Raw genomic sequence first — 25010 nt, 5'->3', positions numbered from 1 at the left:
CCGGCAATCAGCCGGCGAGCTTCTCTTTCAGCAGCTCGTTTACCTGCTGCGGGTTCGCCTTGCCCTGGGTCGCCTTCATCACCTGGCCGACGAAAAAGCCGAAAACCTTGTCCTTGCCGGATCGATACTGCTCGACCTGGCCGGGATTGGCCGCCAGCACCTCGTCGATAATTACGCCGATTGCACTGCTGTCGGTGATCTGGCGCAGGCCGCGGGCTTCGATAATGGCATCGGCATCACCTTCACCGGCCCACATCGCCTCGAAGACCTGCTTGGCAATCTTGCCCGAGATGGTCTTGTCCTCTATTCGCTGCAGCATGCCGGCGAGCATCTTTGCATCGACGTGGCTGGCAGCAACTGACAGGGTCTCCTTGTTCAGGGCACCCGACAACTCGCCCATCACCCAGTTGGCTGCAAGCTTGGCCGCGCCACCGGTGCCATCGACGACTTCCTCAAAGTAATCAGCCATGTCGCGACTGGCCGTCAGCACCTCGGCATCGTATTGCGACAGGCCAAACTGCTCGACAAATCGCTGCTGACGCGCCGCCGGCAATTCGGGCAACTCTGCTTTCATCTGTTCGACCAACGTCGCATCGATGATCAGCGGTAACAGGTCCGGGTCGGGAAAGTAGCGATAGTCGTTTGCTTCTTCTTTTGAGCGCATGGGCCGCGTCTCGTCCCGGTCGGAATCGTACAGGCGGGTCTCCTGAACCACGCTGCCGCCACCTTCGAGCACATCTTTCTGGCGCTCGATCTCGTGCAGGATTGCCTTTTCGATGAAGCGGAATGAATTGAGGTTCTTTAGCTCCGTGCGCGTACCAAATTCTGCCTGCCCGACCGGTCGTATCGACACGTTCGCATCACAGCGTAACGAGCCCTCCTGCATGTTGCCGTCGCAGATCTCCAGGTACTGCACCAGCGTGCGCATTTTTTTCAGGTAAGCGACAGCCTCCGCAGCCGAACGCAGGTCCGGCTCCGAAACGATTTCCAGCAGCGGTGTTCCGGCGCGATTGAGATCGACACCGGTCATGCCGTGGAAGTCTTCGTGCAGCGATTTTCCGGCGTCTTCCTCCAGATGCGCCCGGGTAATCCCGATTGTCTTGCGACTACCGTCTTCCAGGGTGATATCGAGGTGACCGCCCTCCACTACCGGGAGTTCGAACTGACTTATCTGATAGCCCTTTGGCAGGTCGGGGTAAAAGTAGTTCTTACGGGCGAAGACCGAGCGCGGTGCAATCTTCGCGTCGACCGCCAGGCCAAACTTTACCGCCATACGCGCCGCCACACCGTTCAATACCGGCAGCACACCGGGATAGCCCAGATCGACCGCGCACGCCTGGGTGTTGGGTGCCGCGCCGAATTCGGTTGAGGCAGCGGAAAAAATCTTGCTGTCCGTGCGCAGCTGCGCATGCACCTCGAGACCTATGACCACTTCCCACGTCATGCCCCGAAACCCTCGGGTATGCGGCGATGCCAGTCGGTTTCACGCTGGTAATGATGCGCCACCTTCAGCAGTAGCTCTTCGGCAAAATGTCCCGCAATTATCTGCAGCCCGGCCGGCAGGCCACCGGCCATGCCACAGGGAACCGACATGCCGGGCAGCCCTGCCAGGTTCGCGGCGATGGTGTAGATATCATTGAGGTACATGGTGATCGGGTCATCGGCCTTGTCACCAATACCGAAAGCAACCGTCGGTGCTGTCGGACCCATGATCACATCTACCTTGTCAAAAGCTGCGCGAAAATCATCGGCAATAAGCTGCCGTACTTTTTGCGCCTTCAGGTAATAGGCATCGTAGTAACCCGCCGACAGCGCATAGGTACCGGTCATGATCCTGCGCTTGACCTCGGCGCCGAAGCCCTCGCCGCGACTCTTGCAGTACAACTCGTGCAGATTTTTTGCACTCTCGCTGCGATAACCAAAACGCACGCCGTCGAAGCGCGACAGGTTCGAGGAAGCTTCGGCGGGCGCCACCACATAGTAAGTTGGCACCGACAGGTCAAGATTGGGCAGCTCCACTTCTACCAGCTGCGCCCCCATCCCGACATACACGTCGAGCGCATTGCGCACAACCTGCTCCACGGCCGGGTCCAGCCCGGCGCTGAAAAACTGTCCGGGCACGCCGATCTTCAACCCGGAAATATCTGCTTCCAGCCCGGAACGGTAATCCGGTACCGGTGCGTCCACGCTGGTTGAATCGCGCCGATCGAAGCCGGCCATGGCCGTCAGGACCATTGCCGCATCTTCCGCGGTGGCGCTGAGTATGCCGCCCTGGTCGAGACTGGAAGCAAAGGCGATCATCCCGTAGCGCGAAACACGCCCGTAGGTTGGCTTGATACCGGTAATTCCCGTCAGCGCGGCGGGCTGGCGAATCGAGCCGCCGGTATCGGTGCCCGTCGCTACCGGAACCAGTCGTGCCGCCACGGCACTGGCCGAACCGCCGGATGAGCCACCCGGCACCCGGGTCGTGTCCCAGGGATTGAGACAGGGCCCGTACCACGAGGTCTCGTTGGACGAACCCATCGCGAACTCATCCATATTTGTCTTGCCAATCATCACCATACCGGCGTCTGCCAGGCGGCTGACCACGGTCGCGTCATACGGCGAGACGAAGTTGGACAGTATTTTCGAGCCACAGCTGGTCAGGACGCCGCTGGTGCAGAAAATATCCTTGTGCGCCAGAGGGATGCCGGTGAGAGGGCCGGCCGCGCCGCTGGCGCGGGCCGCATCGGCTGCTGCCGCCGAATCAAGGGCCTGATCCGCGGTCACCGTGATAAATGCATTGAGGCTGTTGTGCTGCCCGACCCGCTCCAGGTAATGCCGGGTCAGTTCAACGCTGCTGAAATCCCCGGCGGCAAGACCGGCCGACAGCTCTGCAAGTGTCTGCGTATGCATCAGATTACTCGATTACACGCGGCACCAGGTACAGGCCGGCCTCTACGGCCGGAGCGTTGCCCTGGAAGCGGTCGCGCTCGTCAGTCTCTGTCACCTCATCGGCGCGCAACCGCTGGCTCATGTCCAGCGGGTGCGCCATCGGGATCACGTCATCCGTGGGTGCGGCAGACAGCTGCTCGACAAACTCGATGATGTTGGACAGCGTCGTAACAAATCCCGACATCTCGTCATCAGCGATTTCGAGCCGTGCCAGCCATGCAATTTTTTCGACATCCTCGCGTGTGAGCGACATCGTGAATGTCCCCTGAAAACCCTGAATTTGGCAGCGCGCTATCATACATTGCGCCTTGCCCATTGTCGCCCCCGTTGCTAGATTAAGCTGTTTTTTGCACCCACCGGCGGGTCGACAGCTGCACATGATTAAAAACCTGATGGGTTACTTCTCCAACGATCTCTCGATCGACCTGGGGACAGCCAATACGCTTATCTACGTTCGCGGTCGCGGAATCGTTCTGAATGAGCCGTCCGTTGTCGCGATACGTGAGGAATCGGGTCGCGGTGGCAAGTCGATTCAGGCCGTTGGTATCGAAGCCAAAAACATGCTCGGCCGCACCCCCGGCAACATCACGGCGATACGACCATTGAAAGATGGCGTCATCGCTGACTTTGTTGTTACCGAGAAGATGCTGCAGTACTTCATCAAGCGCGCGCACGGCAGTCGCTACTTTCGCCCCAGTCCACGCGTGCTCGTCTGCGTTCCTTACGGTGCAACCGAAGTTGAGCGACGCGCTATTCGCGAATCGGCAGAGAGCGCCGGTGCACGCAAGGTTTACCTGATACAGGAACCGATGGCTGCCGCGATCGGCGCCGGCATGCCGGTACACGAAGCACGCGGGTCAATGGTACTCGACATCGGCGGTGGCACTTCCGAAGTTGCCGTCATTTCACTCAACGGTATTGTGTACGCTGCATCCGTACGCGTTGGTGGTGACCGGTTTGACGAAGCAATAACAAATTATGTGCGCCGCAACTACGGCATACTCATTGGTGAAGCAACCGCGGAGCGCATCAAGCACGAAATCGGATCGGCGTACCCCGGTGAAGAGGTACGCGAAATTTCAGTGAAAGGCCGTAACCTTTCCGAAGGCGTACCACGCAGCTTCACGCTCAACAGCAACGAGATACTCGAGGCGTTGCAGGAACCGCTGCAGGGCATCGTCGGCGCGGTCAAGGGCGCGCTCGAGCAGACACCACCCGAACTCGGCGCCGATGTAGCCGAGCGCGGCATAGTGCTGACCGGGGGTGGCGCCATGCTGAAGGACCTGGACAAGCTGCTGATGGAAGAAACCGGCCTGCCGGTGGTGGTAGCGGACGATCCGCTGACCTGTGTTGCGCGTGGCGGCGGTCGCGTCCTCGAACTGATGGACGAGCACGGCGCGGCAATGTTTGCCCTCGACTAATTCGCCACCAATCAAGCCGTTACAGTGTAATATGTTCGCCGCAGCAAGCAGCGGTGAACGCCGGCAGTGATCGATCTCAGAAAAACAGAAATCAAACCGCTGTTCCTGCGCGGGCCATCGCCGGCAGTCCGCTGCGGCCTGCTGGTGCTGCTGGCAATCGTTTTCATGATGCTGGACTTTCGCGCCGGCCATCTCGACGCCATACGCAGCTCGCTTTCGCTGATGCTGCATCCGGTGCGGGTTGCCGTTGACCTGCCGTTTGTAGCCATCAACTGGGTCGGCGAGAGTTTTACCTTGAGGCGACAGCTGCTTTCCGAAAATGAACGACTGCGGACCGACAGCCTCGAAAACGCGGCGCGCCTGCAACGACTCGAGTCATTACTCGCAGAAAATCGCCGACTGCGGGCACTGATGGAATCCTCGGCCCGCGTTGCAGACCGCGTGCTGGTGAGCGAGATTATGGCGGTCGATCTCGACCCGCTGCGCCAACATATTGTCATCAACAAGGGCACGGTGCATGGCGCGTATCGCGGCCAACCATTGCTCGACGCAAACGGAATTGTCGGTCAGATCACGCACACCAGCCCGGTAAGTTCAGAAGCGATACTGATAAGCGACGCCAGCCATGCTGTACCAGTGCAGATCAATCGCAACGGACTGCGCACAATCGCCGTTGGTACCGGTGACCCGGCTTCGCTGAGCCTGCCGTTTCTGCCAAACAATGCAGACGTTGAGGTTGGCGATCTGCTGGTCTCGTCGGGGTTGGGCGGCAACTTTCCACCCGGCTACCCGGTTGCAACAATTTCCTCAATCACGCGAGACCCCGCCAGCCCGTTTGCTACGGTGCGTGCACAACCGGCGGCAGCCCTGAATCGCAATCGCGAGGTATTACTGGTCTGGTCAACCACCGAAGTGCCCACGCCGGACGCACGTGAGGCGGCGGAACGATGAGCAACCCGGACCGCCTGTGGCCTGCGCTGTTGCTGTCGATACTTGCGGGACTGGTTCTTACCCTGGTGCCGCTTCCGGGATGGGCACAGCCCTGGCGCCCCTCGTGGCTGGCGCTGGTAGTGATCTACTGGCTGATGTACGAGCCGCAGCGGGTCGGTCTGCTCGCTGCCTGGCTGGTTGGCCTGATGCTCGATACGCTGCGCGGCGTCTTGCTGGGCCAGCATGCACTTGCGCTGACCGTAGTGGCGTTTTTGTCGATGCAGTTGCATCTGAGAGTGCGGGTATTTCCAATCGCCCAGCAGACGGCGACCGTATTCATGCTGGTGGCGCTTTACGAATTCCTGCTGTTCTGGGTAGACGGTGTGACCGGCGAGCCTGGCAGTGACTGGCGGCGCTGGCTCAGTGTGCCCGGCAGCGCGGCATTCTGGCCGCTGGTCAGCTCTGCACTGCACCGCATTCGCCAGGCGCGTGACACCTCACGGACGGTATAACGATGGCATTGCGAGCCGGACAACTGAAAGATCACTGGCGCGAACAGCGCATTTTCAGTACCCGTTTGATGGTTGCCGGCGTTGTCGGTTTGTTGCTTATCGCACTGCTTCTGGTGCGTCTCATATTTCTGCAGGTCATTAACTTTGATCACTATCGTGAGTTGTCGCACGGCAACAGGATACGTATCGAGCCGGTACCGCCAACGCGCGGGCTGATATTCGATCGCAACGGCATCCTGCTGGCAGAAAACCTGCCCGCTTACCAGCTCGAATTGATACCGGAACAGGCCGGCGACCCCGAAGCCACTATCGAAGCACTGCAACTGCAACAGCTGATCGCCGCCGAAGATATGCCCGACATTCGCAACCAGATCAGAAAGCGGCGGCGTTTCGAAGCCGTGCCCTTACGTTACCGGCTCGCCGATGACGAGGTGGCACGCTTCGCCGTGCAACGGCCACATTTTCCCGGCGTCGATATTCGCGCCCGGCTGGCGCGCCACTACCCGGCCGACACGCTGGCCGTGCATGCGGTTGGCTACGTTGGCGCCATCGACCCGGATGACCTGCGCCGGGTCGACAACAATGACTACGCCGGCACCACGCATATCGGCAAAGTGGGCGTCGAGCAGGCCTTTGAGCCAACGCTGCACGGCACCGTTGGCCACCAGCAGGTCATCGTCAACGCCCAGGGTCGCGCATTGCAGGCGTTACCCGGCGCCACACCGGACCCGGGTCACGACATTATCCTTACACTCGATGCCACCCTGCAGCGCGCGGCAGAGCAGGCCCTGGCAGGTTCGCGGGGCGCAGCCGTCGCGATCGACCCCGGCAGCGGCGGCATCCTGGCGCTGGTCAGTTCGCCCGGCTACGACCCCAACCTGTTTGGCGAGGGCCTGACACGTGCGCAGTTCGACCGTCTGTCCGGCGACCCGGACAAACCGCTGTTCAATCGCGCATTGCGCGGCCACTACCCACCGGGCTCCACAATAAAGCCAATTCTGGCGCTGGCCGCACTGCACTACTCGATACGCAGTACTCATGATGAACTGATTTGCCCTGGCTATTTCATGCTGCCCGGTGACGATCATCGTTACCGTGACTGGAAAAAAGAGGGTCACGGCGAAATAAATCTCAATTCTGCAATCGAACAATCATGTGATGTCTATTTTTATGAGCTTGCGCTCGAGCTTGGAATCGACCGCATGCATGAGTTCATGAGCTACTTCGGCATTGGCCAGCCGACAGGCATTGATATCCGCGGCGAGAAAAGCGGTCTCATGCCATCGCGCCAGTGGAAACGAACCGCGTTCAGCGAACGCAGTGAACAGGTGTGGTTTCCCGGCGAGACGCTGATAACCGGTATCGGTCAGGGCTTCATGCTGACAACGCCGCTGCAGCTGGCGCAGGCGACGGCAGTCATCGCGGCACGTGGAAAGCGCTACCAGCCACACCTCATCAGGGCGGTACGTGACCCGCTGACCGGAGAACTGATCGAAAAAGCGCCGCGACAACTTGAGCCGGTTCCGGTAACGAACGCCAGGCACTGGGCAACCGTAATTGCCGGCATGACCGATGTTGTGCACGGCGAACATGGAACCGCAATGGCCATAAGCCCCGGCCTTGGCTATCGCATTGCTGGCAAAACCGGTACCGCACAGGTATTCACGATCGCCCAGGATGATGAATACGATGAAGAACTGGTCGACGAACGCCTGCGTCATCACGCCCTGTTTATAGCATTCGCGCCAATTGATGAGCCGCAGATTGCCCTGGCGGTGGTGATTGAAAATGCCGGCAGCGGGGCCTCGGCAGCTGCGCCTGCGGCACGCGCAATGCTCGATGCCTGGATGATTGGCAGCGCCGGTGTAGTTGCCGACCGGGCGGTGCCGCAGCCATGATTTTTGCCGAGGCCGAAAGCTTCAGGGATGCGCGCCCGCTTGGCATCGTCGGCCGCACATTGCGGCAAATGCACCTTGACGGTCCATTGCTCGCGGCATTGATCGCCGTTGCGATCATCGGGATGTTTGTGCTGTACAGCGCTTCCGGCCAGGATTCAGCAATCGTTATCAAGCAGGCGGTGCGTTTTGGCATTTCACTGCTGGCTCTGTTCCTGGTTGCACAGATCTCGCCACATTTCCTGCGGTTGTGGGCACCGTGGATCTATCTGCTCGCGCTGTTGCTGCTGTTCGCGGTATTGGTAGGCGGTGATATAGGAAAAGGAGCGCAGCGCTGGCTGGACGTGGGCGTAATACGCTTCCAGCCGTCAGAAATAATGAAATTTGCGCTGCCAATGGCAGGGGCCTGGTACCTGCACCATCGTCCGCTGCCGCCGTCCCTTGGGCCGTTGCTGGCAGTGGCAATCCTGGTGGGCGTTCCGACGGTGCTGATAGGTATGCAGCCTGACCTCGGTACCGCACTGCTGATCGCCGCGTCCGGCATTATTGTCGTGCTGCTGTCCGGTTTGCCGCTGGGGCTGATCCTGATTGCCGGCGCGACCGCTCTTGCCAGCGGTCCCGTGCTGTGGGCGTTCATGCAGGACTACCAGAAGCAGCGGGTGCTGACCTTTCTCAACCCGGAAAGCGACCCGCTCGGCGCCGGCTACCACATTATCCAGTCGAATATCGCCATCGGATCAGGCGGTATCTTTGGCAAAGGCTGGAACAACGGCACCCAGGCCCAGCTCGAGTTCCTGCCGGAACGATCAACCGACTTTATCTTCGCGGTCCTCGGTGAGGAATTCGGGCTGCTCGGTATCCTGGTGCTGATGTTGATCTACGTGTTCATTATCGGCAGAGGCCTGCTGATAGCTGCCCAGGCACCAAACACTTTTTCACGTTTGCTGGCCGGCGCGATCAGCCTGACCTTCTTCGTATACGTATTCGTCAACACCGGCATGGTAACGGGTCTGTTACCGGTCGTTGGTGTGCCGCTGCCACTGGTCAGCTATGGCGGCACGTCCATGGTGACCCTGATGGCCGGTTTCGGTATCCTCATGTCTATCCAGACCAATCGGAAACTGCTATCGACGTGAAAACCGCCCTGTGCTGCCTGGCTTTCATGCTGTTGCCCGCAGCGTCCGTTGCTTTTGATACCCCGCAGATTGATTCCTTCGTGACCACCGTGGCGGATCGCCACGACCTCGATGCGGGCTGGGTGCGGGACATCGTGTCTGCGGCGCAACGCAAGCAGTCAATACTCGATGCCATCAGCCGCCCGGCCGAGAAGGCTAAACCGTGGCACGAATATCGCCGGCTGTTTATTAATGAACGCCGCATCAGTGACGGCGTGGCCTTCTGGCGCGAGCATCGCGAAATCCTCGAACAGGTAGCCGCGGACTGTGGCGTGCCCGCCGGCGTCATCGTGGCCATACTGGGTATAGAGACACACTATGGCAACCGTTCGGGCGGCTACCGCGTCCTGGATGCGCTGGCTACCCTGGCCTTTGCCTACCCGCCACGCAGCGAGTTTTTTCGCAGCGAACTCGAACAGTTTCTGCTACTGACCCGGGAACACGCGATCGACCCGCTGCAGGCGCAAGGTTCGTATGCCGGCGCAATGGGCGCACCGCAGTTTATATCCAGCAGCTACCGCCGCTATGCAGTTGACGGCAGCGGCGACGGCCGGGTCGACCTGTGGCAGGACTGGCGCGACGTTATCGGCAGTGTTGCAAACTACCTGCATGAATTCGGCTGGCGCAGAAACGAGCCGGTCGCCGAACAGGTTGCAGCAGGCGAAGCTGAAGCCGCACAATTTCTTGGCGACAAGATTGAACTTATTCACCGCGCGGGCGACCTGCGCGCGGCTGACATTCCCTTACGCTATGCAATTAATGACGATATGCCGGTACTGATGTTCGAGCTTGAGCAGGAAAACGGTCGCGAACGCTGGGTTGGATACAACAACTTCTATGTAATAACGCGCTACAACCGCAGCACTATGTACGCAATGGCGGTTCGTGATCTCAGCACCGAAATCAGCATGCGGGTTAACACGCAATGACGGTGCGACTTTTACTGATTACCTGTGCTGCACTGGTTGCCAGCTGCGCAGGCGCACCGATTACACTGCCACCGCCGCAGCCCGAAGCGCAGCCTGAAGCGCGACGGCCTGCCGGAAACAACGCGGCAAAAACCGCGCCATACGAAGTACTCGGCCAACGTTACTTCCCGATTACAGACGCCACCGGCTATCGCGAACGTGGCGTCGCATCCTGGTACGGCGGAAAATTTCACGGCAGAAAAACCGCCAACGGCGAGCGCTACGACATGTATCAGTACACCGCCGCACACAAGACCTTGCCGCTACCGACCTGGGTGCGGGTCACCAATTTGCGCAACGGCACCGAAATCGTCGTCAAGGTCAATGATCGTGGGCCGTTTGTAAAAAACCGGCTCATCGACTTGTCGTATGCCGCGGCTCTGCGGCTTGGCATGGTCGATGCCGGCACTACCCTGGTCGAGGTCGAGATGATCGATCCGCCGGCCGAGGCAGCGGTAATTACCGCCGCATCGCGGCCCGCAGCGCCTGCACCTCCTCCCGCTACGGTGACAAACCCTCCCGCGACGGTGACGAGCCCGCCCGCTACGGTGACAAACCCTCCCGCGAAGGTGACGAGCCCGCCCGCTACGGTGACAAACCCTCCCGCGACGGTGACGAGTCCTCCCGCAGGCGTGCAGGATCCTGCGCGGCGCAAGAGCGATATGGCCACCAGTCTTTACGTACAGGTCGGTGCCTTCGGTGATGTCGCCAATGCGCAACGGCTGCAGGCCAGCCTGTACAATGCAGGCCTGACCGGTGTCCGCGTGAACAGCGGATACATGCAGGAGATCCCGGTTTATCGTGTCCAGATCGGCCCGGTTACCGGCGTGGTGGAATATGATGTCCTGATGGCCCGCCTGGATTCGCTCGGCATCAGTGACACGCACCTGGTAACCGAGTAACGCCCTTCCGGGCTGAACAGTTTTTTTTCGGAACAACTATGCGAACCGCTTTATTGCTGCTGATCCTTATTGCGCAGCCCGTATCAGCTTTCGATGTACCGGTACCGGCGCCGCCACCGGTGCCTGGCACTGCGTATTTCCTGATGGACTTTAACAGCGGCCACGCGATCGCCAGCAAAAACCCTGACGAGCAGCTGGAGCCGGCCAGCATCACCAAGCTGATGACGGCCTACATTGCATTCAGCGCAATCGCCAACGGCACGCTGGCACTCGATGAACAGGTAACAGTGAGCAACAAAGCCTACCGTGCGGTGGGCTCACGAATGTTCATCGAAGAACGTAAACGGGTTGCGGTCAGCGAATTACTGCAGGGCATGATCATTCAGTCGGGCAACGATGCCAGTATTGCTCTCGCTGAACACATTGCCGGCTCGGAAGAGACCTTTGCCGAGCTGATGAACCAGTATGCCGAAAGGCTCGGTCTGCACAGTAGCTCCTTTGCGAACGCGACCGGCCTGCCGTCGCCCGGCCACGTTTCCACGCCACACGATATCGCGATACTTGCGGCAGCGATTATTCGTGAATACCCGGAATACTATCGCTGGTACTCAGCACGCGAATACACCTACAACGGCATTACCCAGCACAATCGCAATACATTGCTGTGGCGCGACGATTCGGTAGATGGTGTCAAGACCGGGCACACCGATTCAGCCGGCTATTGCCTGGTTGCGTCCGCAGAACGCGATGGCACGCGCCTCGTCGCCGTTGTCATGGGCACCGGCAGCGAAAAGGCCCGCGCCGATGCGACGCAGGCGTTGCTCAACTACGGCTTTCGTTTTTTCGAAACCCACTCGCTTTATGAAGCCGGGGTACCGATTACAACCGCAAAAGTGTGGAAGGGTGTCACTCGCGAGGTCGAACTGGGCGTGCGCGAACAGATTTTTGTGACTATACCCCGCGGCCATTACGAATCACTGAGTGCCGAAATGGACCTGCAATCGATCATCATGGCGCCGCTTGCCGCCGACAGCGAGGTTGGCCAGCTGCGTGTGAGTCTCGGTGATGAGCTCATTACCAAAGCGGCCTTGTTTCCGCTGGCCCCGGTCGAAAGTGGCAGCCTGATCCGCCGCGCGATCGATGAAGTAATGCTCTGGTTCGAATGACTGCCCGCGGACCGCTACCCGTAATTTATTTTAATGGCGGCTATTGCGGCCTGCAGGACGCGAAGGTGTCCGTGCTGGATCGCGGCTTTCTGTACGGCGACGGAATCTACGAAATCATTCCCGTTTTTGACCACAAGCCGCTGGAGCCACAGCGTCATGTTACGCGGTTACAAAACGGTCTGGCTGCCATCCGCATCGACGATCCGCTCGACACGGCCGGCTGGCACGAGCTGATCACCGGCATCGTGGCAAAAAATGACGTTGCTGATGTGTCGGTCTACATCCAGATAACGCGTGGCGCACCTGACTACCGGGATCACGCCTTCCCTGCCAACACGGCGCCCACCGTGCTTGCCATGTGCAGTCCGCTGCCGCAGCTGGATCCTGGCATGATCAGCAACGGTGTAAAGGCCGTGACGCGACCGGACTCGCGCTGGGCCCGCTGCGACATCAAATCGGTTTCGCTGCTTGCCAACGTGCTGCTGCGCCAGGAAGCCGTGGACGCCGGCGCAGCCGAGACAATCCTGTATCGTGACGACTTCATCACCGAAGGTTCGGCCAGCAGCGTGTTCGCGGTGTTCGGCGACGCTATCGTTACGCCCGAGGATGGCGCAGAGATACTTCCGGGAACTACGCGCGACCTTATACTCGAGCTGGCAAGCAATGCCGGGCTAAAGGCCCGCTTTGGCACCGTCACGCGTCAACAGCTGCGCGATGCCGACGAGGTCTGGCTGTGCAGTTCACTGCGGGAACTGCTGCCGGTTACCACCCTTGACGACCGCGCCGTTGGCGATGGCCGCCCCGGAACTGTTTTTGCACAAACATACAAGCTGTATCAGTACCATAAACAGCGCCAGTCCCATGACTGAATCCCTGCTCGAATTCCCGTGCCGGTTTCCCATCAAGGTGATGGGTCGCAACACCGATGCATTTCGCACCACGGTCGAAGCAATTGTCCGGCGTCATACGCCGGATGACGAGTTCGAATTACGCCAACGACTCAGCCGGGACAGCAATTACCTTGCCCTCAGCTTCACTATCAACGCGACCAGCCAGGAACAGCTGGACGGGCTTTATCGTGAACTCAGTGGCTCCGAGCTGGTCCTGTTTGCGCTGTGAATACCATCCAGGTGCCGCTGCTGCGTGATCTCGGGCTGCGCGACTACGAGCCGGTCTGGCGGCGGATGCAGCAGTTCAACCGGTCACGTGACGATGCCACGCGCGATGAAATCTGGTTCCTGCAGCATCGTCCGGTTTATACGCTCGGCATGAATGCTGACGCTTCGCACGTGCTGATGCCGGGCGACATCCCGGTGATAAACATCGATCGTGGCGGCCAGGTTACCTACCACGGCCCTGGCCAGCTCGTCGTCTACCCGCTGATCAACCTCAAGCGGCTCGATCTCGGCGTGAGGGCGCTGGTGACGGCGCTGGAGCAATCGATCGTCGAGACGCTGGCTGGTTACGGCTGCGCCGCCGCTGCCCGCGCCGATGCACCCGGTGTTTACGTCGATGACGCAAAAATAGCGAGCATCGGGCTGCGTATCCGCCGTGACTGCAGCTACCACGGGCTGGCCTTCAATATCGACATGGACCTCGAACCATTCCTGCGCATCAACCCCTGCGGCTTTCGTGGCCTGGAGGTAACCCAGCTGTCCGCGATCGGTGGTCCTGCCAACCCCGAAACGGTGCGCACCGACCTTGCGCGGCGGCTGCTGGCCAACCTGGGCTACAATGCGCCCCCCGATATCAGCTTCGCTGAAGCACCACAGGAACTGGACGAGGCCTCTTGAGCGACCGACCACAACGACAGCGTCTCGAACCGGGACGAAAAATGACCGCTGCTGAAAAAATGGCGCGCATCCCGGTAAAGATCGAACCGACTACGCAGCCACTGCGCAAGCCGCCCTGGCTGCGCGTCAAGTCACCGGCAACACCTGCTGTCGCTAATCTGAAAAAGATACTGCGCGAGAATCGCCTGTACACGGTTTGCGAGGAAGCGACTTGCCCGAACATCGCCGAGTGCTTTGGCAAGGGCACGGCCACTTTCATGATTATGGGCGATATCTGCACCCGTCGTTGCACGTTCTGCGATGTTGCCCATGGCCGCCCTGCTCCGCTCGATACTGATGAGCCCGCCAACCTCGCCCGTACCATCGCCGCCATGAAGTTGCGTTACGTGGTCATCACATCCGTCGATCGCGATGATCTGCGTGACGGCGGCGCCGCGCATTTCGCCGAATGCATTGGCGCAGTTCGCGCAGATTGCCCGGAAACCCGGATCGAGGTGCTGGTGCCGGACTTCCGCGGCCGGATGGACCAGGCCCTGGCGGCCCTCGACCTGCAGCCGCCGGACGTGTTCAACCACAACGTCGAGACGGTACCCCGGCTGTACCGGCCGGTACGACCGGGCTCCGATATCAACCACTCGCTGACGCTGCTGGCGGAGTTCGGCCGGCGCCACCCACAGGTCCCGACCAAGTCTGGCATCATGCTCGGATTGGGTGAAGAACTGGGCGAGGTAGCAGAGCTAATGCAGTCATTACGTGAGCATAATGTCGACATGATCACTATCGGGCAGTACCTGCAGCCCAGCCGCCACCATCACCCCGTTATACGTTTTGTAACACCTGAGGAATTCGCCGAGCTCGAGCGAATCGGCTACGAAATGGGCTTCAGCCACGTGGCCAGCGGACCGCTGGTACGGTCTTCCTACCATGCCGACCAGCAGGCCCAGGACCTGGTCTGACCGCGCCCGTCCGGGACATAAAACTCCATCAATGTAAAAAGTTATGGGGCCCGTAGCATTCTGCGACGCGCTCCCTATAATGACGCCCCGTGCCGCTTCCAACACGCTTTTTTTCGAGCGACCGAAGCGGGCCAGAAGTGGAGACAGGCTGGCTACTCAGCCTCTCTTTTTATTGGGATTCCCGGAGGAAGATTTAAAATGAACGTACGTGCTATTACCGTACTGCTGGTGTCTGCTTTTGCTTTGACGCTCGCCGGTTGCGCCAGTCAGGGCGCAAGCAGCAGCTCAAGCACCGCAGCTGCATCGAGCAGCTCGGCCAATGCCGATAAGATTAGTGAACAGCAGCGCAAGATCTCGATGCTCGAGTCTGAGCTGCGCAACAAAGAGCGCCAGGTTGCAAGCCTGTCCAGCGATCTGGACAACGCCAAGACCGGCATGAGCGGTGGCACGGGTGGCATGAGCGCCGCCGGTGGCGCAGGTTCCGACCTGTTCCCGCCGAACCCGCGTCCGGGCGAGTGCTATGCACGCGTCATCATTCCGGCCAAGTACGAGACGGAATCCAAACGCGTACTGAAGCGTGATGCCAGCGAGCGTATCGAAGTCATTCCGGCTAAATACCAGATGGCTGAAGAGCGCGTGCTCCTCAAGGAAGCCTCAACTCGTCTGGAGACCATTCCGGCGCAGTACGAAATGGCTGAAGAGCGTGTCATGGTCAAGCCCGCCGGCGAGAAGCTGGTCGCAGTTCCGGCCGAGTACCGGACTGTTACCGAGCGTGTACTGGTAACCCCGGCTTCGACCAAGATCGTAGAAATCCCGGCTGAGTACAAGACAGTCACCGAGCGTGTGCTCGACTCCCCCGCCCGCACCGAGTGGAAGCGTTCCACAGGTCAGGGTACGGGTGCCGGCGTTGCCTTTGGTGGCGCAGCCGCCCAGGTGCAGCGTTTTGGCGACAAGGACCTCGTGGTTCTGGATACCCGCACCGAAAGCACCGGCGAAGTAATGTGCCTGGTTGAAGTTCCGGCCACCTACAAGAACATCCAGAAGACCGTTCTGGTGAAGCCTGCTACGACTAGCAAGATCGAAGTCCCGGCTGAATACCGCACGGTTGAGAAGCGTGTTCTGGCCAAGCCGGCCACCACGACGGCCATGCCGATCCCGGCTGAGTACCGCACCGTCAAGGTGAACAAGCTGGTTCGTCCGGCCTCGACTCGCGAGATCAACATTCCGGCCGAATACGGCACAGTCAAGGTCAAGAAAATGGTCAGCCCGGCAACGGAGCGCCGTATCGCCATTCCGGCTGAATACGAGACCGTCACACTGACCAAGAAAGTCTCTCAGGAAAGCCTCCAGTGGCGCCCGGTTCTGTGCGAAGTCAACATGACTCGCCAGAACGTCAGTGCGTTGCAGGCCGCCCTGCAGAAGACCGGCTGCTGCCGCTGTGGCCCGAACCGCGACCGGACCTGCCAGATCGACGGCGTCATCGGTCCGTGCACGCTGAAGGCTGCTCGCTGCTACGCCAACCAGAAGGGTCTGCCCTCCGGTGAGAAGTACATTACGATGGAAATCATCCGGGCGCTCGGCCTGAAGTTCTAACAAAAAGTTAGAATAAGAAGTGGGAAAGGCCACGTCGCAAGACGTGGCCTTTTCTTTTTGCGGGCTCCTGGGCGAGCTTCCCTTTCTCGCCACGCGGCAACAGACAAGGTCAGCAAGCACGCTGACGCTGACCCTCCCCCGCCATGCACATCGCGCTATGCGCAGCGCCGCGGCAGCGCGGCTGCCACTTGCTGATCGTTGGAGGCGAACTTCGGCCTCGCCTGTAAGCAGGGGTACAAGTAGCGGCGCAGCGCGATTAACTATTTACGATGAGTGGCAGCGTAGTGCCGGGCGGCCGCCAGGCGCTCCGGGGCACCGCAATCAAACCATGCGCCACAGTGCAGCTGTCCGCGCACCCGGCCAGCGCGGATTGCCTCGCGCAACAGCGGAACGATGGAGTAGATTCCTTCATCGCTGTCGGCAAACAGCTCCGGCCGCAGCATGGCGATGCCGGAGAATGTGTAGCGCTCGCCCTCTGACACGACCCGGTCATTGGCCAGCGCAAAATCGCCGTCCGGGTTGTGCTCCGGGTTGGCAACCAGCACCAGGGTTGCCAGGTCATCACCGGCCGGTGGCGCAAAGGCGGAAAAATCGAAATCGGTCCATACATCAGCATTGATGCTGATAAACGGGCCTGCCCCGAGCAGCGGCAGCGCCCGGAAAATTCCTCCGCCGGTCTCCAGGGCGGTAGACCCCTCGTCTGAAATCGCTATTTCCACGCCAGAACCGGTACCGTCCCCGACAAAATGGCGGATCAGTTGTCCATGCCAGGCCACATTGATGACGACGCGGCGAACCCCGGAGGAACTCAGCGCGCGCAGGTGGCGTCCAAGCAATACCTCGGCACCAACCTGCAGCAGCGGCTTTGGTACATGGTCAGTCAGTGGCCGCAGCCGGTGGCCGCGTCCCGCGGACAGTATTATTGCGGGGATATTCAACTAGATGGGTGGTTTGAAGCAATGAATGAAGTGTGCCATTGTAGCGGCGCTTCGCGCCGAGTCGAGTCCCGGATAGTCTGATTGAACCACCTATTCTGCCAGCCGGCCGCCACCCGACTGATGCTCGCCAGTTCCCTGCTGGCTTGCGCGCTGCTGTACAACAGCGCCGGCGCCCAATCCGAATCAGTTGCCCTGCGCATGAGCCCCCGACTGGACCACGAGCTGGTGCATGTCAGCTCCGAACTTGCCGTGCTGTCGCGGCGCGAGGACTCCGTGTTTACCGGCGACGTCGAGGTGCGCTACGGCGACCGGCGGATCATTGCTGACCAGGTCAGCTACAACCCGGACTCCGGCCGGCTCAGCGCCAGTGGCAACGTGCGCTATGCCGATCCGCGCGTCGAGCTGACCGGCCGCCAGGGCGAATTCGAGACCGGGGACGCCACCGGCAACTTTGTCAGCGCCTCGTTCCAGCTGCCGCAGCAGGATGGCCGTGGCGAAGCGCAGCAGATATTCACCCCTGACGACAACATCCTCGAAATGCGTGGCGTTAGCTATACCACCTGCCCGGTAGACAAGGACGACTGGGTGTTGCTGGCACCACAGGTGCGCATCGACCGCGAAAAAGGCGTCGGTGTTGGTCGCAACGTGCAGATGCGTTTCAAGGGCGTGCCGATTCTGTATGCGCCATATCTTTCTTTTCCGGTCAGTGACAAGCGCAAGACCGGCTTGCTGGCACCTGACCTCGGCCGCTCCGAACGCAGCGGCACCGATATCAGCGTGCCGATCTACTGGAACATACGGCCAAACCTCGACACGACGCTGACGCCTCGCCTGTTGAGCAAGCGTGGCCTGCAGATAGAAACCCAGTTCCGTTACCTGTGGCCACGCTCCAGCGGGCAGGTCGATATCGAATACCTGCCGGGCGACGACCTCGCCGGACGCACCCGGTCAAAGTCCACGCTCAGGCACCAGACGCGCTTCGGCAAGGGCTGGAATCTTGATGCCCAGGTCCAGCATGTCAGCGACGATCAGTACTTCGAGGATCTCGGGCGCAGTCTCGGCTCGGCCAGCCCGACGTACCTGCAGCGCCGCGGCGACCTGCGCTACCGTGGCCGCAACTGGCGGCTGCTGGCGCGCGCCCAGGGATTCCAGACCCTGGCGGAGATCGCAGAAGACAATCGCCCGTATGAACGCGTGCCACAGCTGTTGGCGAATGCCAGCTGGAACGATGTCGCCGGCATGAACCTGGGGCTGCGGGCCGAACTGGTCAATTTCCAGCGCCGCAGCGGGGTTACCGGCATACGCCTGGACCTGCGTCCCGACCTGAGCATGACGATGGGCGGACCAGGCTTTTCTTTTACGCCACGCGTGGAGTTTCGCCACACCCAGTACAGCCTTTCAAACGTGGAGGCGGGCGAGCCCAGGGCACCCTCTTTCAGCGCGCCGGTAGTCAGTCTCGACAGCAAGGCAGTATTCGAGCGGCCCGTAGGCGCGCTGGGCAAGCTTACCCAGACGCTGGAACCGCGGGTGCAATTCACTCATATCCCCTATCGCGACCAGTCTGACATCCCGGTATTCGACAGCGGCGAGCCGGATTTCAACAACGTGCAGTTATTTCGCCAGAATCGCTTCACCGGTGGCGATCGTCTCGGCGATACCGACAAGATCAGTATCGGCGTCACATCGCGGCTGCTGGACTTTGCTGACGGCCGGGAATACCTGACCGCAACGTTCGGCCAGGCACTGTTCCTGAGTAAACGCGGCGTGGCTCTGCCCGACGCCGCGACGCCAACGGCCAATGCATCGAACCTGATCGCTGAAGTCGGAATGGACTTCAGTCGCAAATGGAACGCCGACGTCGGCTACCAGTGGGACCCGGACTCAACCCAGTCGTCCAAGGCCGAGGTGCGAGTACAGTTTCGCCCCGATGAGGGCCGCATCGTCAACCTTGCCTACCGTTTTCGCCGCGAGGAACTGGAGCAGTCCGATCTCTCCTTCGCCTGGCCGGTCGCGAAACGCTGGAACCTGGTCGGCCGCTGGAATTACTCTTTGCAGGACAGTACGACTCTGGAGCGTTTTGCCGGGGTAGAATACGAAACCTGCTGCTGGGTGGCGCGTGTCGTATCGCGAAACTTCGTCAACAACCGCGATGGCGAAAAGGACACCGCATTGTTTACACAAATTCATTTCAAGGGCCTTGCCAGCGTCGGCGGTCGCGCCGATTTGCTGCTGGAGGATGGTATTCTTGGCTACCGCACCAACAACTAGTCTGATGAAAACTCTCAAATTCACCCTGCTCTGCCTGTGGCTGGCCAGTGCCGGCTTCGCGCACGCCGAGCTCAGCACCTCGGGACAGCTGCTCGATCGCATAGTTGCTGTCGTCAATGATGGCGTCGTACTGCAAAGCGAACTGGACCGCCAGATCGAAACTGTCACTCTCGGCCTGTCTGCACAGGGCGTCGCCCTGCCACCGCGCGACGTGCTCAGGGCGCAGGTTCTGGAAAGCCTGATCGTCAAGCAACTGCAACTGCAGCGCGCAGATCGACTCGAGCTGGCAATTTCCGACGACGAAATCAACCGTTCGCTGGCCATGGTCGCGCAGCGAAACAACCTGACGTTAGGTGAACTGCCCGCGGCACTGGCCCGCGAGGGAATTGACTATGCACGCTTCCGCGCAGAACTGCGCGAGGAAATGGTGCTGGAGCAGCTGCGTGCACGCGATGTTGGCTCGCGTGTATTCGTAACGCGTGCCGAGGTCGATGAGGCTCTCGCAAAAAGCCCGGCGGACGATATCGAGTACGAGGTGCTGCATATCCTGATCGCCACACCGGCAGATGCCGGCGAGGAACAAATAGCGGCAGCCCGCGAGAAAGCCGACGATCTGCACAAGCGACTGTCCGACGGCGATGACTTCGGCCCCCTTGCCATCGCCTACTCCAATGCGCCTGCGGTGCTGACGAATCGTGGCAATCTGGGGTTTCTGAAGCCCAATGCGCTGCCATCCATTTTTGCCGAACAGGTGGTGGCCATGGACCCGGGCGATATTTCCGCACCAATCGAAAGCCCCGGCGGATTTCACATCGTTAAGCTTAAAGATGTACGCGGTGTTGAAAAGGTAGTCACGGAACAGCGTCATGCTCGCCATATCCTGATCCAGCCCAACCAGGTCATCAGCGAAGAGCAGGCTCGCGACCAGCTGGCACAGATCCTGGAACGGGTGAATGCCGGCGAAGACTTTGCCGACATTGCCCGCGAGATCTCCAATGACAAGGGCAGCGCTGCCAACGGCGGCGACCTTGGCTGGATCGACCGTGGCGCGTTCGTTCCCGAATTCGAGCTGCAGCTCGACGGGTTGGAAAAAAACGAGTACTCGCAGCCGTTTCGGACACAGTTTGGTTGGCACATCGTGCAATTGCTGGACAGGCGGGAACGCGACGCAACGCTGGAAAAACGGCGTAACCAGGCGGCGCAGGCGCTGCGCGCCCGGAAGTTTGAGGAACAGGCGCAGGAGTGGATTCGCCAGCTGCGCAATGAAGCGTACGTTGAAAAGAGAATCTGAACCGGCTTTTGAATGAGTCTGCCGTCCGCCTGATCCTTACTCCCGGCGACCCCGCCGGGATTGGTCCCGATATTTGCCTGGAGATTGCCGCGCTGCCGTGGCCGGCGGCTATCACCGTTATCGGCGATCCGGATGTACTGCAGCAACGTGCAACCGAAACCGGCCTGCGAGTAACTGTTGATACGCTTGCCGCCGAGGAAAACGCAACAATGCATCAGCGCGGCCGGCTGCAGGTCCGCCCGCTGCATTTTCCGGCAGCGGTGCGGGCCGGCAGGCCTGATCCGGCCAATGCCGCCGGGGTTGTCGACAGCATCAGGCAGGCGACTGAAGCCTGCCTGCGCGGTGACGCCGACGCTATCGTGACCGCTCCGGTCAGCAAGGCAGTTATCTGCCAGTCCGGCCTGCCCTTCAGCGGTCATACCGAATTCATCGCCGCCGCCTGCGGTGACGACATCACACCGGTCATGATGCTCTGCACCGAGCGCCTGCGAGTGGCGCTGGCAACGACTCATTTGCCCCTGGCACAGGTGCCTGCCGCTATTACGCCGCGGCGACTGGAAAGCGTCCTGCGCGTGCTGCATCGCGACCTGGCCGGGCAATTCGATATTGCTGACCCACACATCCTCGTTTGTGGCCTCAACCCGCATGCCGGCGAATCCGGTGAACTGGGCCACGAGGAAATCGAAACAATTACGCCGACGCTGAAAAATCTGCGTGGTGAGGGACTGCGTCTGACCGGACCGCTGCCAGCCGACACGCTGTTCTTGCCGCGCAACCTCGCCGAGGCCGATGCGGTGCTGGCGATGTACCACGACCAGGGGCTGCCGGTGCTGAAATATTCCGGCTTTGGCACTGCAGTCAACGTGACCCTGGGGCTGCCCTTTGTAAGAACGTCAGTCGATCACGGCACAGCGTTCGACCTGGCAGGCAGCGGCAAAGCCGATGCAGGCAGCCTTGCCGCAGCAATCGAGCTGGCAGTCAGGCTGGCCCGCCGCCGCGCCTGACATGCCGGTTCGCAAACGCTTTGGCCAGCACTTCCTGCATGACCCCGCAGTTATCGAACGTATCGTCAACGCCCTTGACCCTCAACCAGGGCAACGGCTGGTCGAAATCGGCCCCGGACGCGGCGCCCTCACCCGGCGCGTGCTCGAACGCAGCGGCAGCCTTGATGTCATCGAGATCGACCGGGACCTCGCCGCCCTGACACGCGAACAGTTTGCCGCTGAACACTCACTGCGCGTACACGAAGGCGATGCACTGAAATTTGATTTTGCTGCGCTTGGCAGCGGATTGCGTGTGTTTGGCAACCTGCCCTACAACATATCCACGCCGTTGTTATTCCACCTGATCGGCAGCGCCGGGGCGATCACTGACATGCTGTTCATGCTGCAACGCGAGGTGGTCCGGCGCATAACCGCCAGTCCCGGCAGCAAAACCTATGGCCGATTGACGGTCATGCTGGCTGCAGCCGCATCGGCCGAGCACCTGTTTGATGTCGGCAGCGGCGCGTTCAACCCGCCACCGAAAGTCGACAGTGCAATTGTGCGGCTGGTGCCGCATGCCCGACCACCTTTTGCCATTGACGATCACACCCTGTTTGCGCGATTGGTGCGCGAGGCTTTCAGTCACCGCCGCAAGACGCTGCGCAACGCGCTGGGCGGGCTGGCAACGGCAGCAGACATCGAAGCTGCCGGCATCGACCCGCAGGCACGCCCCGAAACGGTTTCACCGGCGGGTTTTGCCTCGATCAGCGCCCAGGCGGGTCGTCACTGACAGGCGCAGGGCTGGTAGAATCAGGTCATGGAAACCTACCGACAGATACTGGTCGCATTGGACCTCAGTGAGCACAGCGAGGCTGTCTGCCAGCGTGCCAAAGAGCTCGCCGGCCGCTACGGAGCCAGCCTGACGCTGCTGCACGTTATCGAATACGTACCGGTCGAACCGATGGGTGAGGCATTGCTGCCCAGTGTGGAACTCTCGGACGACCTGCGCACCAGCGCGGAAACACGGCTGGCCGGGCTGGCACAGCAGCACGACATGGCAGACGTTCCGCAGCTGGTCCGGGTGGGCAACATCAAGGCCGAACTCGTGCAGGTTGCCGAGGATTTAGACGCCGACCTGATCGTACTGGGCAGCCGCGAGCGTCACGGTGTCGCCATCCTGGTCAACTACACCGAAGACACGGTTCTGCACGCGGCACCGTGTGACGTGCTTGCCGTACGCGTACGCTGAACAAAGCGGCGACAACTGCATGAGCGATTTCCGGATTAAAGTCGACACCGACTACATTGACCAGCAGTCGGACCCGGTCAATGAACGATACGTCTTTTCCTACACCATCAGCATCAGCAACCAGGGAGACGCTGCGGCACAGCTGCTGACCCGGCACTGGATCATCACTGACGCCAATGGCAACGTGCAGGAAGTTCGTGGCGACGGCGTAGTCGGCGAACAGCCGCGTATTGCGCCCGGCGAGACCTTTCGATACTCCAGCGGTGCGGTGCTGGATACCCCGGTAGGATCGATGCACGGCAGCTATGGCATGCGTGGCGACGACGGCGAGGATTTTGACGCGATGATCGCGCCATTTACCCTGGCTGCCCCCGGCACGCTGAACTGATACACGATGACTGACTATGCGATTGGCGACATCCAGGGTTGCCACACCCCGCTCGTGCAGCTCCTCGAAAAACTGGCATTCGATCCTGAGCATGACCGCCTGTGGTTTACCGGCGACCTGGTCAATCGCGGGCCGGATTCGCTGGCTACGCTGCGGCTGGTAAAAGAACTCGGTGAACGCGCCTTGTGTGTGTTGGGCAACCACGACCTGCACCTGCTTGCGGTGCACGCAGGACACGCGAAACAGAAGAAGCGCGACACGCTGGGTGCGGTGCTGGCCGCACCCGATTGCGATGAACTGACCGACTGGTTGCGCAGTCGTCCACTGGCAATCTACCAGTCCGGTTTCCTGATGGTACACGCGGGCGTGCTGCCACAGTGGGATATAACCCAGACACTGCATTGCGCCGCCGAAGTGGAAAGCACCCTGCGCAGTGACCGGTGCGATGATTTTCTTCGCGACATGTACGGTGACGAGCCAGCAGCATGGAGCGATACACTGACCGGAACGGCACGGTTACGCTGCATCGTCAACGCGCTGACACGGCTGCGTTACTGTGATGCCGACGGCAGGATGCAGCTTGACGCTAAAGGCTCGCCAGGAACCGAACCTGCGGGCTACCTGCCCTGGTTCCGCGTACCCGGTCGTAACACGTCCGGCGCGCCGGTCATTTTCGGCCACTGGTCCACGCTGGGCGATATAGAGGACGCCGGCGTCTACGGACTGGACAGCGGCTGCGTCTGGGGCGGCAGGCTCAGCGCCATGCCGCTGGACCAGCCAAAAGAGCGCATCACCGTACTGTGCTCGGCCTACCAGAATGTTCCCGGCAGCAAGTCGCGCTAACATGGGGCTTTCGGGTCGCAGGAAGCTGCAATGAGCAATGAGGACCGGCACGCACTGGTTTGCGGCGCAAGCCGCGGCATCGGCGCCGCCGTTGCACAGCGGCTGGCAGCAGACGGCTTTTGCCTCACCCTGCTGGCGCGTAATGAGAGTGCACTACACGATGTAGCCGCGGGGCTGGCCAATTCCTCCAGCCACGATTTCGTCGCCATCGATGTAGCCGACAGCACCGCGCTTGGCAAGATGATCAGCGAGAAAAGCAGACGGCGCCCCTACACGGTGCTGATCAACAATTCCGGCGGTCCGCCACCCGGCAGCGCGGCCGAGGCCGATCCGGACAGCTACCTCGCCGCGTTTCGCCAGCACCTCGTCGCCAACCAGGTGCTGCTGCAGGCGTTATTGCCTGGCATGAAACAGGTGCGGCACGGTCGCATCGTCAACATCATTTCAACTTCGGTGAAAGAACCCATTGCCGGGCTGGGTGTTTCCAATACTATCCGGGCAGCGGTTGCCGGCTGGGCCAAGACACTGGCCCGCGAACTGGGGCCGCACGGCATAACGGTTAACAACGTACTGCCCGGTTACACTGATACCGAACGCCTGCAGCAGATTTTTGCACACCAGGCACAACGTGCCGAGCGAACAGTCGATGAAATCATCGAACTGCGGCGCGCCGAAGTCCCGGTGGGTCGCTTTGCCGAACCGGCCGAGATCGCTGCCGCAGTGGCTTTCCTTGCCTCCGACGAAGCAGCCTACGTCAATGGAATAAACCTGCCCGTCGACGGCGGCCGCACCCGCAGTCAGTAAC

Annotated in this window: 25 protein-coding genes; 21 read left to right on the top strand and 4 right to left on the bottom strand. The window is 60.7% G+C overall.

Annotated elements, in window-relative coordinates:
• Window positions 1–7: 7 nt before the first annotated feature.
• From gatB to gatC, 3 genes are read right to left on the bottom strand one after another with little or no spacing between them, the layout of a single operon-like run.
• Window positions 8–1444: an Asp-tRNA(Asn)/Glu-tRNA(Gln) amidotransferase subunit GatB gene (gene gatB / locus HKN06_05520; GenBank protein ID NNF60773.1), complete on the bottom strand. Its 1437-nt coding sequence runs from the start codon at window positions 1442–1444 to the stop codon at window positions 8–10.
• Window positions 1441–2895 carry an Asp-tRNA(Asn)/Glu-tRNA(Gln) amidotransferase subunit GatA gene (gatA, locus tag HKN06_05515; protein NNF60772.1) on the bottom strand — a complete coding sequence of 485 codons (1455 nt, stop codon included), beginning with the start codon at window positions 2893–2895 and terminating at the stop codon, window positions 1441–1443. The genes gatB and gatA overlap by 4 nt, the downstream gene beginning before the upstream one ends.
• A 4-nt stretch (window positions 2896–2899) precedes the next feature.
• Window positions 2900–3187: an Asp-tRNA(Asn)/Glu-tRNA(Gln) amidotransferase subunit GatC gene (gene gatC, locus HKN06_05510; GenBank protein ID NNF60771.1), complete on the bottom strand. Its 288-nt coding sequence runs from the start codon at window positions 3185–3187 to the stop codon at window positions 2900–2902.
• Between the two features lie 124 nt (window positions 3188–3311).
• Here gatC and HKN06_05505 point away from each other — a divergent pair, with 124 nt between their 5' ends.
• The 13 genes from HKN06_05505 (at window position 3312) to HKN06_05445 (ending at window position 16245) form a co-directional block, all read left to right on the top strand.
• Window positions 3312–4355 carry a rod shape-determining protein gene (locus HKN06_05505; GenBank protein ID NNF60770.1) on the top strand — a complete coding sequence of 348 codons (1044 nt, stop codon included), beginning with the start codon at window positions 3312–3314 and terminating at the stop codon, window positions 4353–4355.
• A gap of 66 nt (window positions 4356–4421) precedes the next feature.
• Window positions 4422–5306, top strand: a complete 885-nt coding sequence (gene mreC / locus HKN06_05500) for a rod shape-determining protein MreC (GenBank protein NNF60769.1) — start codon at window positions 4422–4424, stop codon at window positions 5304–5306.
• The gene (gene mreD / locus HKN06_05495) at window positions 5303–5797 is read left to right on the top strand and encodes a rod shape-determining protein MreD (protein ID NNF60768.1); all 495 of its coding nucleotides are present in this window, start codon (window positions 5303–5305) and stop codon (window positions 5795–5797) included. The genes mreC and mreD overlap by 4 nt, the downstream gene beginning before the upstream one ends.
• 2 nt (window positions 5798–5799) lie before the next feature.
• Window positions 5800–7695 carry a penicillin-binding protein 2 gene (gene mrdA, locus HKN06_05490; protein ID NNF60767.1) on the top strand — a complete coding sequence of 632 codons (1896 nt, stop codon included), beginning with the start codon at window positions 5800–5802 and terminating at the stop codon, window positions 7693–7695.
• Window positions 7696–7763: 68 nt separating this feature from the next.
• On the top strand, window positions 7764–8828 hold the full coding sequence (gene rodA / locus HKN06_05485) for a rod shape-determining protein RodA (GenBank protein NNF60766.1): 1065 nt from the start codon (window positions 7764–7766) through the stop codon (window positions 8826–8828).
• Window positions 8825–9796 (top strand): lytic murein transglycosylase B, encoded by a 972-nt coding sequence (mltB, locus tag HKN06_05480; GenBank protein NNF60765.1) that lies wholly within the window; start codon window positions 8825–8827, stop codon window positions 9794–9796. The genes rodA and mltB overlap by 4 nt, the downstream gene beginning before the upstream one ends.
• The gene (locus HKN06_05475; GenBank protein NNF60764.1) at window positions 9793–10737 is read left to right on the top strand and encodes a septal ring lytic transglycosylase RlpA family protein; all 945 of its coding nucleotides are present in this window, start codon (window positions 9793–9795) and stop codon (window positions 10735–10737) included. The genes mltB and HKN06_05475 overlap by 4 nt, the downstream gene beginning before the upstream one ends.
• A gap of 38 nt (window positions 10738–10775) precedes the next feature.
• A complete protein-coding gene (locus HKN06_05470; protein ID NNF60763.1) occupies window positions 10776–11903 on the top strand; it encodes a D-alanyl-D-alanine carboxypeptidase in 1128 nt (375 codons plus the stop codon).
• A complete protein-coding gene (locus HKN06_05465; GenBank protein ID NNF60762.1) occupies window positions 11900–12772 on the top strand; it encodes a D-amino acid aminotransferase in 873 nt (290 codons plus the stop codon). The genes HKN06_05470 and HKN06_05465 overlap by 4 nt, the downstream gene beginning before the upstream one ends.
• Window positions 12765–13022, top strand: a complete 258-nt coding sequence (locus tag HKN06_05460) for a DUF493 domain-containing protein (GenBank protein ID NNF60761.1) — start codon at window positions 12765–12767, stop codon at window positions 13020–13022. Before HKN06_05465 ends, HKN06_05460 begins: the two co-directional genes overlap by 8 nt.
• Before the next feature lie 5 nt (window positions 13023–13027).
• On the top strand, window positions 13028–13696 hold the full coding sequence (gene lipB, locus HKN06_05455) for a lipoyl(octanoyl) transferase LipB (protein NNF60760.1): 669 nt from the start codon (window positions 13028–13030) through the stop codon (window positions 13694–13696).
• Between the two features lie 41 nt (window positions 13697–13737).
• Window positions 13738–14652 (top strand): lipoyl synthase, encoded by a 915-nt coding sequence (gene lipA / locus HKN06_05450; GenBank protein ID NNF60759.1) that lies wholly within the window; start codon window positions 13738–13740, stop codon window positions 14650–14652.
• Between the two features lie 198 nt (window positions 14653–14850).
• Window positions 14851–16245, top strand: coding sequence for a hypothetical protein (locus HKN06_05445; protein ID NNF60758.1), 1395 nt, complete (start codon window positions 14851–14853; stop codon window positions 16243–16245).
• Between the two features lie 260 nt (window positions 16246–16505).
• Here the strand turns inward: HKN06_05445 and HKN06_05440 are convergent, their stop codons facing one another.
• Window positions 16506–17177, bottom strand: a complete 672-nt coding sequence (locus HKN06_05440) for a nucleotidyltransferase family protein (GenBank protein ID NNF60757.1) — start codon at window positions 17175–17177, stop codon at window positions 16506–16508.
• 87 nt (window positions 17178–17264) lie between these two features.
• On the opposite strand from HKN06_05440, the gene HKN06_05435 reads away from it, so the two are divergent.
• From HKN06_05435 to HKN06_05400, 8 genes are read left to right on the top strand one after another with little or no spacing between them, the layout of a single operon-like run.
• Window positions 17265–19451, top strand: coding sequence for an LPS-assembly protein LptD (locus HKN06_05435; GenBank protein NNF60756.1), 2187 nt, complete (start codon window positions 17265–17267; stop codon window positions 19449–19451).
• A 4-nt stretch (window positions 19452–19455) separates the two neighbouring features.
• Window positions 19456–20742, top strand: a complete 1287-nt coding sequence (locus tag HKN06_05430) for a molecular chaperone SurA (protein NNF60755.1) — start codon at window positions 19456–19458, stop codon at window positions 20740–20742.
• Window positions 20743–20750: 8 nt separating this feature from the next.
• Window positions 20751–21746, top strand: a complete 996-nt coding sequence (gene pdxA / locus HKN06_05425; protein NNF60754.1) for a 4-hydroxythreonine-4-phosphate dehydrogenase PdxA — start codon at window positions 20751–20753, stop codon at window positions 21744–21746.
• 1 nt (window position 21747) lies between these two features.
• Complete coding sequence (rsmA, locus tag HKN06_05420) at window positions 21748–22515, top strand: 16S rRNA (adenine(1518)-N(6)/adenine(1519)-N(6))-dimethyltransferase RsmA (GenBank protein NNF60753.1); 768 nt, start codon at window positions 21748–21750, stop codon at window positions 22513–22515.
• A 27-nt stretch (window positions 22516–22542) separates the two neighbouring features.
• Window positions 22543–22974 carry a universal stress protein gene (locus HKN06_05415; protein NNF60752.1) on the top strand — a complete coding sequence of 144 codons (432 nt, stop codon included), beginning with the start codon at window positions 22543–22545 and terminating at the stop codon, window positions 22972–22974.
• 19 nt (window positions 22975–22993) lie between these two features.
• Window positions 22994–23362: a Co2+/Mg2+ efflux protein ApaG gene (gene apaG, locus HKN06_05410; protein ID NNF60751.1), complete on the top strand. Its 369-nt coding sequence runs from the start codon at window positions 22994–22996 to the stop codon at window positions 23360–23362.
• A 6-nt stretch (window positions 23363–23368) separates the two neighbouring features.
• Window positions 23369–24205 carry a symmetrical bis(5'-nucleosyl)-tetraphosphatase gene (locus HKN06_05405; GenBank protein ID NNF60750.1) on the top strand — a complete coding sequence of 279 codons (837 nt, stop codon included), beginning with the start codon at window positions 23369–23371 and terminating at the stop codon, window positions 24203–24205.
• Window positions 24206–24235: 30 nt separating this feature from the next.
• Window positions 24236–25009 (top strand): SDR family oxidoreductase, encoded by a 774-nt coding sequence (locus HKN06_05400; GenBank protein ID NNF60749.1) that lies wholly within the window; start codon window positions 24236–24238, stop codon window positions 25007–25009.
• Window position 25010 lies beyond the last annotated feature (1 nt).

It is taken from the genome of Gammaproteobacteria bacterium (genome assembly GCA_013003425.1).
In the GTDB taxonomy this organism is placed as follows: domain Bacteria; phylum Pseudomonadota; class Gammaproteobacteria; order Steroidobacterales; family JABDKV01; genus JABDJB01.
The sequence above is the reverse complement of the archived record's forward strand: the minus strand, read 5'-3'. Positions and strand labels throughout refer to the sequence as shown.

Coding starts and splice junctions, on each gene's coding strand:
- HKN06_05405 (NNF60750.1), top strand. CDS start 23,369: ATGACTGACTATGCGATTGGCGACATCCAGGGTTGCCACACCCCGCTC.
- mrdA (NNF60767.1), top strand. CDS start 5,800: ATGGCATTGCGAGCCGGACAACTGAAAGATCACTGGCGCGAACAGCGC.
- HKN06_05465 (NNF60762.1), top strand. CDS start 11,900: ATGACTGCCCGCGGACCGCTACCCGTAATTTATTTTAATGGCGGCTAT.
- rodA (NNF60766.1), top strand. CDS start 7,764: ATGCACCTTGACGGTCCATTGCTCGCGGCATTGATCGCCGTTGCGATC.
- HKN06_05475 (NNF60764.1), top strand. CDS start 9,793: ATGACGGTGCGACTTTTACTGATTACCTGTGCTGCACTGGTTGCCAGC.
- HKN06_05415 (NNF60752.1), top strand. CDS start 22,543: ATGGAAACCTACCGACAGATACTGGTCGCATTGGACCTCAGTGAGCAC.
- gatB (NNF60773.1), bottom strand. CDS start 1,444: ATGACGTGGGAAGTGGTCATAGGTCTCGAGGTGCATGCGCAGCTGCGC.
- HKN06_05445 (NNF60758.1), top strand. CDS start 14,851: ATGAACGTACGTGCTATTACCGTACTGCTGGTGTCTGCTTTTGCTTTG.
- HKN06_05505 (NNF60770.1), top strand. CDS start 3,312: ATGATTAAAAACCTGATGGGTTACTTCTCCAACGATCTCTCGATCGAC.
- HKN06_05430 (NNF60755.1), top strand. CDS start 19,456: ATGAAAACTCTCAAATTCACCCTGCTCTGCCTGTGGCTGGCCAGTGCC.
- mreD (NNF60768.1), top strand. CDS start 5,303: ATGAGCAACCCGGACCGCCTGTGGCCTGCGCTGTTGCTGTCGATACTT.
- HKN06_05460 (NNF60761.1), top strand. CDS start 12,765: ATGACTGAATCCCTGCTCGAATTCCCGTGCCGGTTTCCCATCAAGGTG.
- gatC (NNF60771.1), bottom strand. CDS start 3,187: ATGTCGCTCACACGCGAGGATGTCGAAAAAATTGCATGGCTGGCACGG.
- HKN06_05400 (NNF60749.1), top strand. CDS start 24,236: ATGAGCAATGAGGACCGGCACGCACTGGTTTGCGGCGCAAGCCGCGGC.
- rsmA (NNF60753.1), top strand. CDS start 21,748: ATGCCGGTTCGCAAACGCTTTGGCCAGCACTTCCTGCATGACCCCGCA.
- apaG (NNF60751.1), top strand. CDS start 22,994: ATGAGCGATTTCCGGATTAAAGTCGACACCGACTACATTGACCAGCAG.
- HKN06_05470 (NNF60763.1), top strand. CDS start 10,776: ATGCGAACCGCTTTATTGCTGCTGATCCTTATTGCGCAGCCCGTATCA.
- gatA (NNF60772.1), bottom strand. CDS start 2,895: ATGCATACGCAGACACTTGCAGAGCTGTCGGCCGGTCTTGCCGCCGGG.
- lipA (NNF60759.1), top strand. CDS start 13,738: ATGACCGCTGCTGAAAAAATGGCGCGCATCCCGGTAAAGATCGAACCG.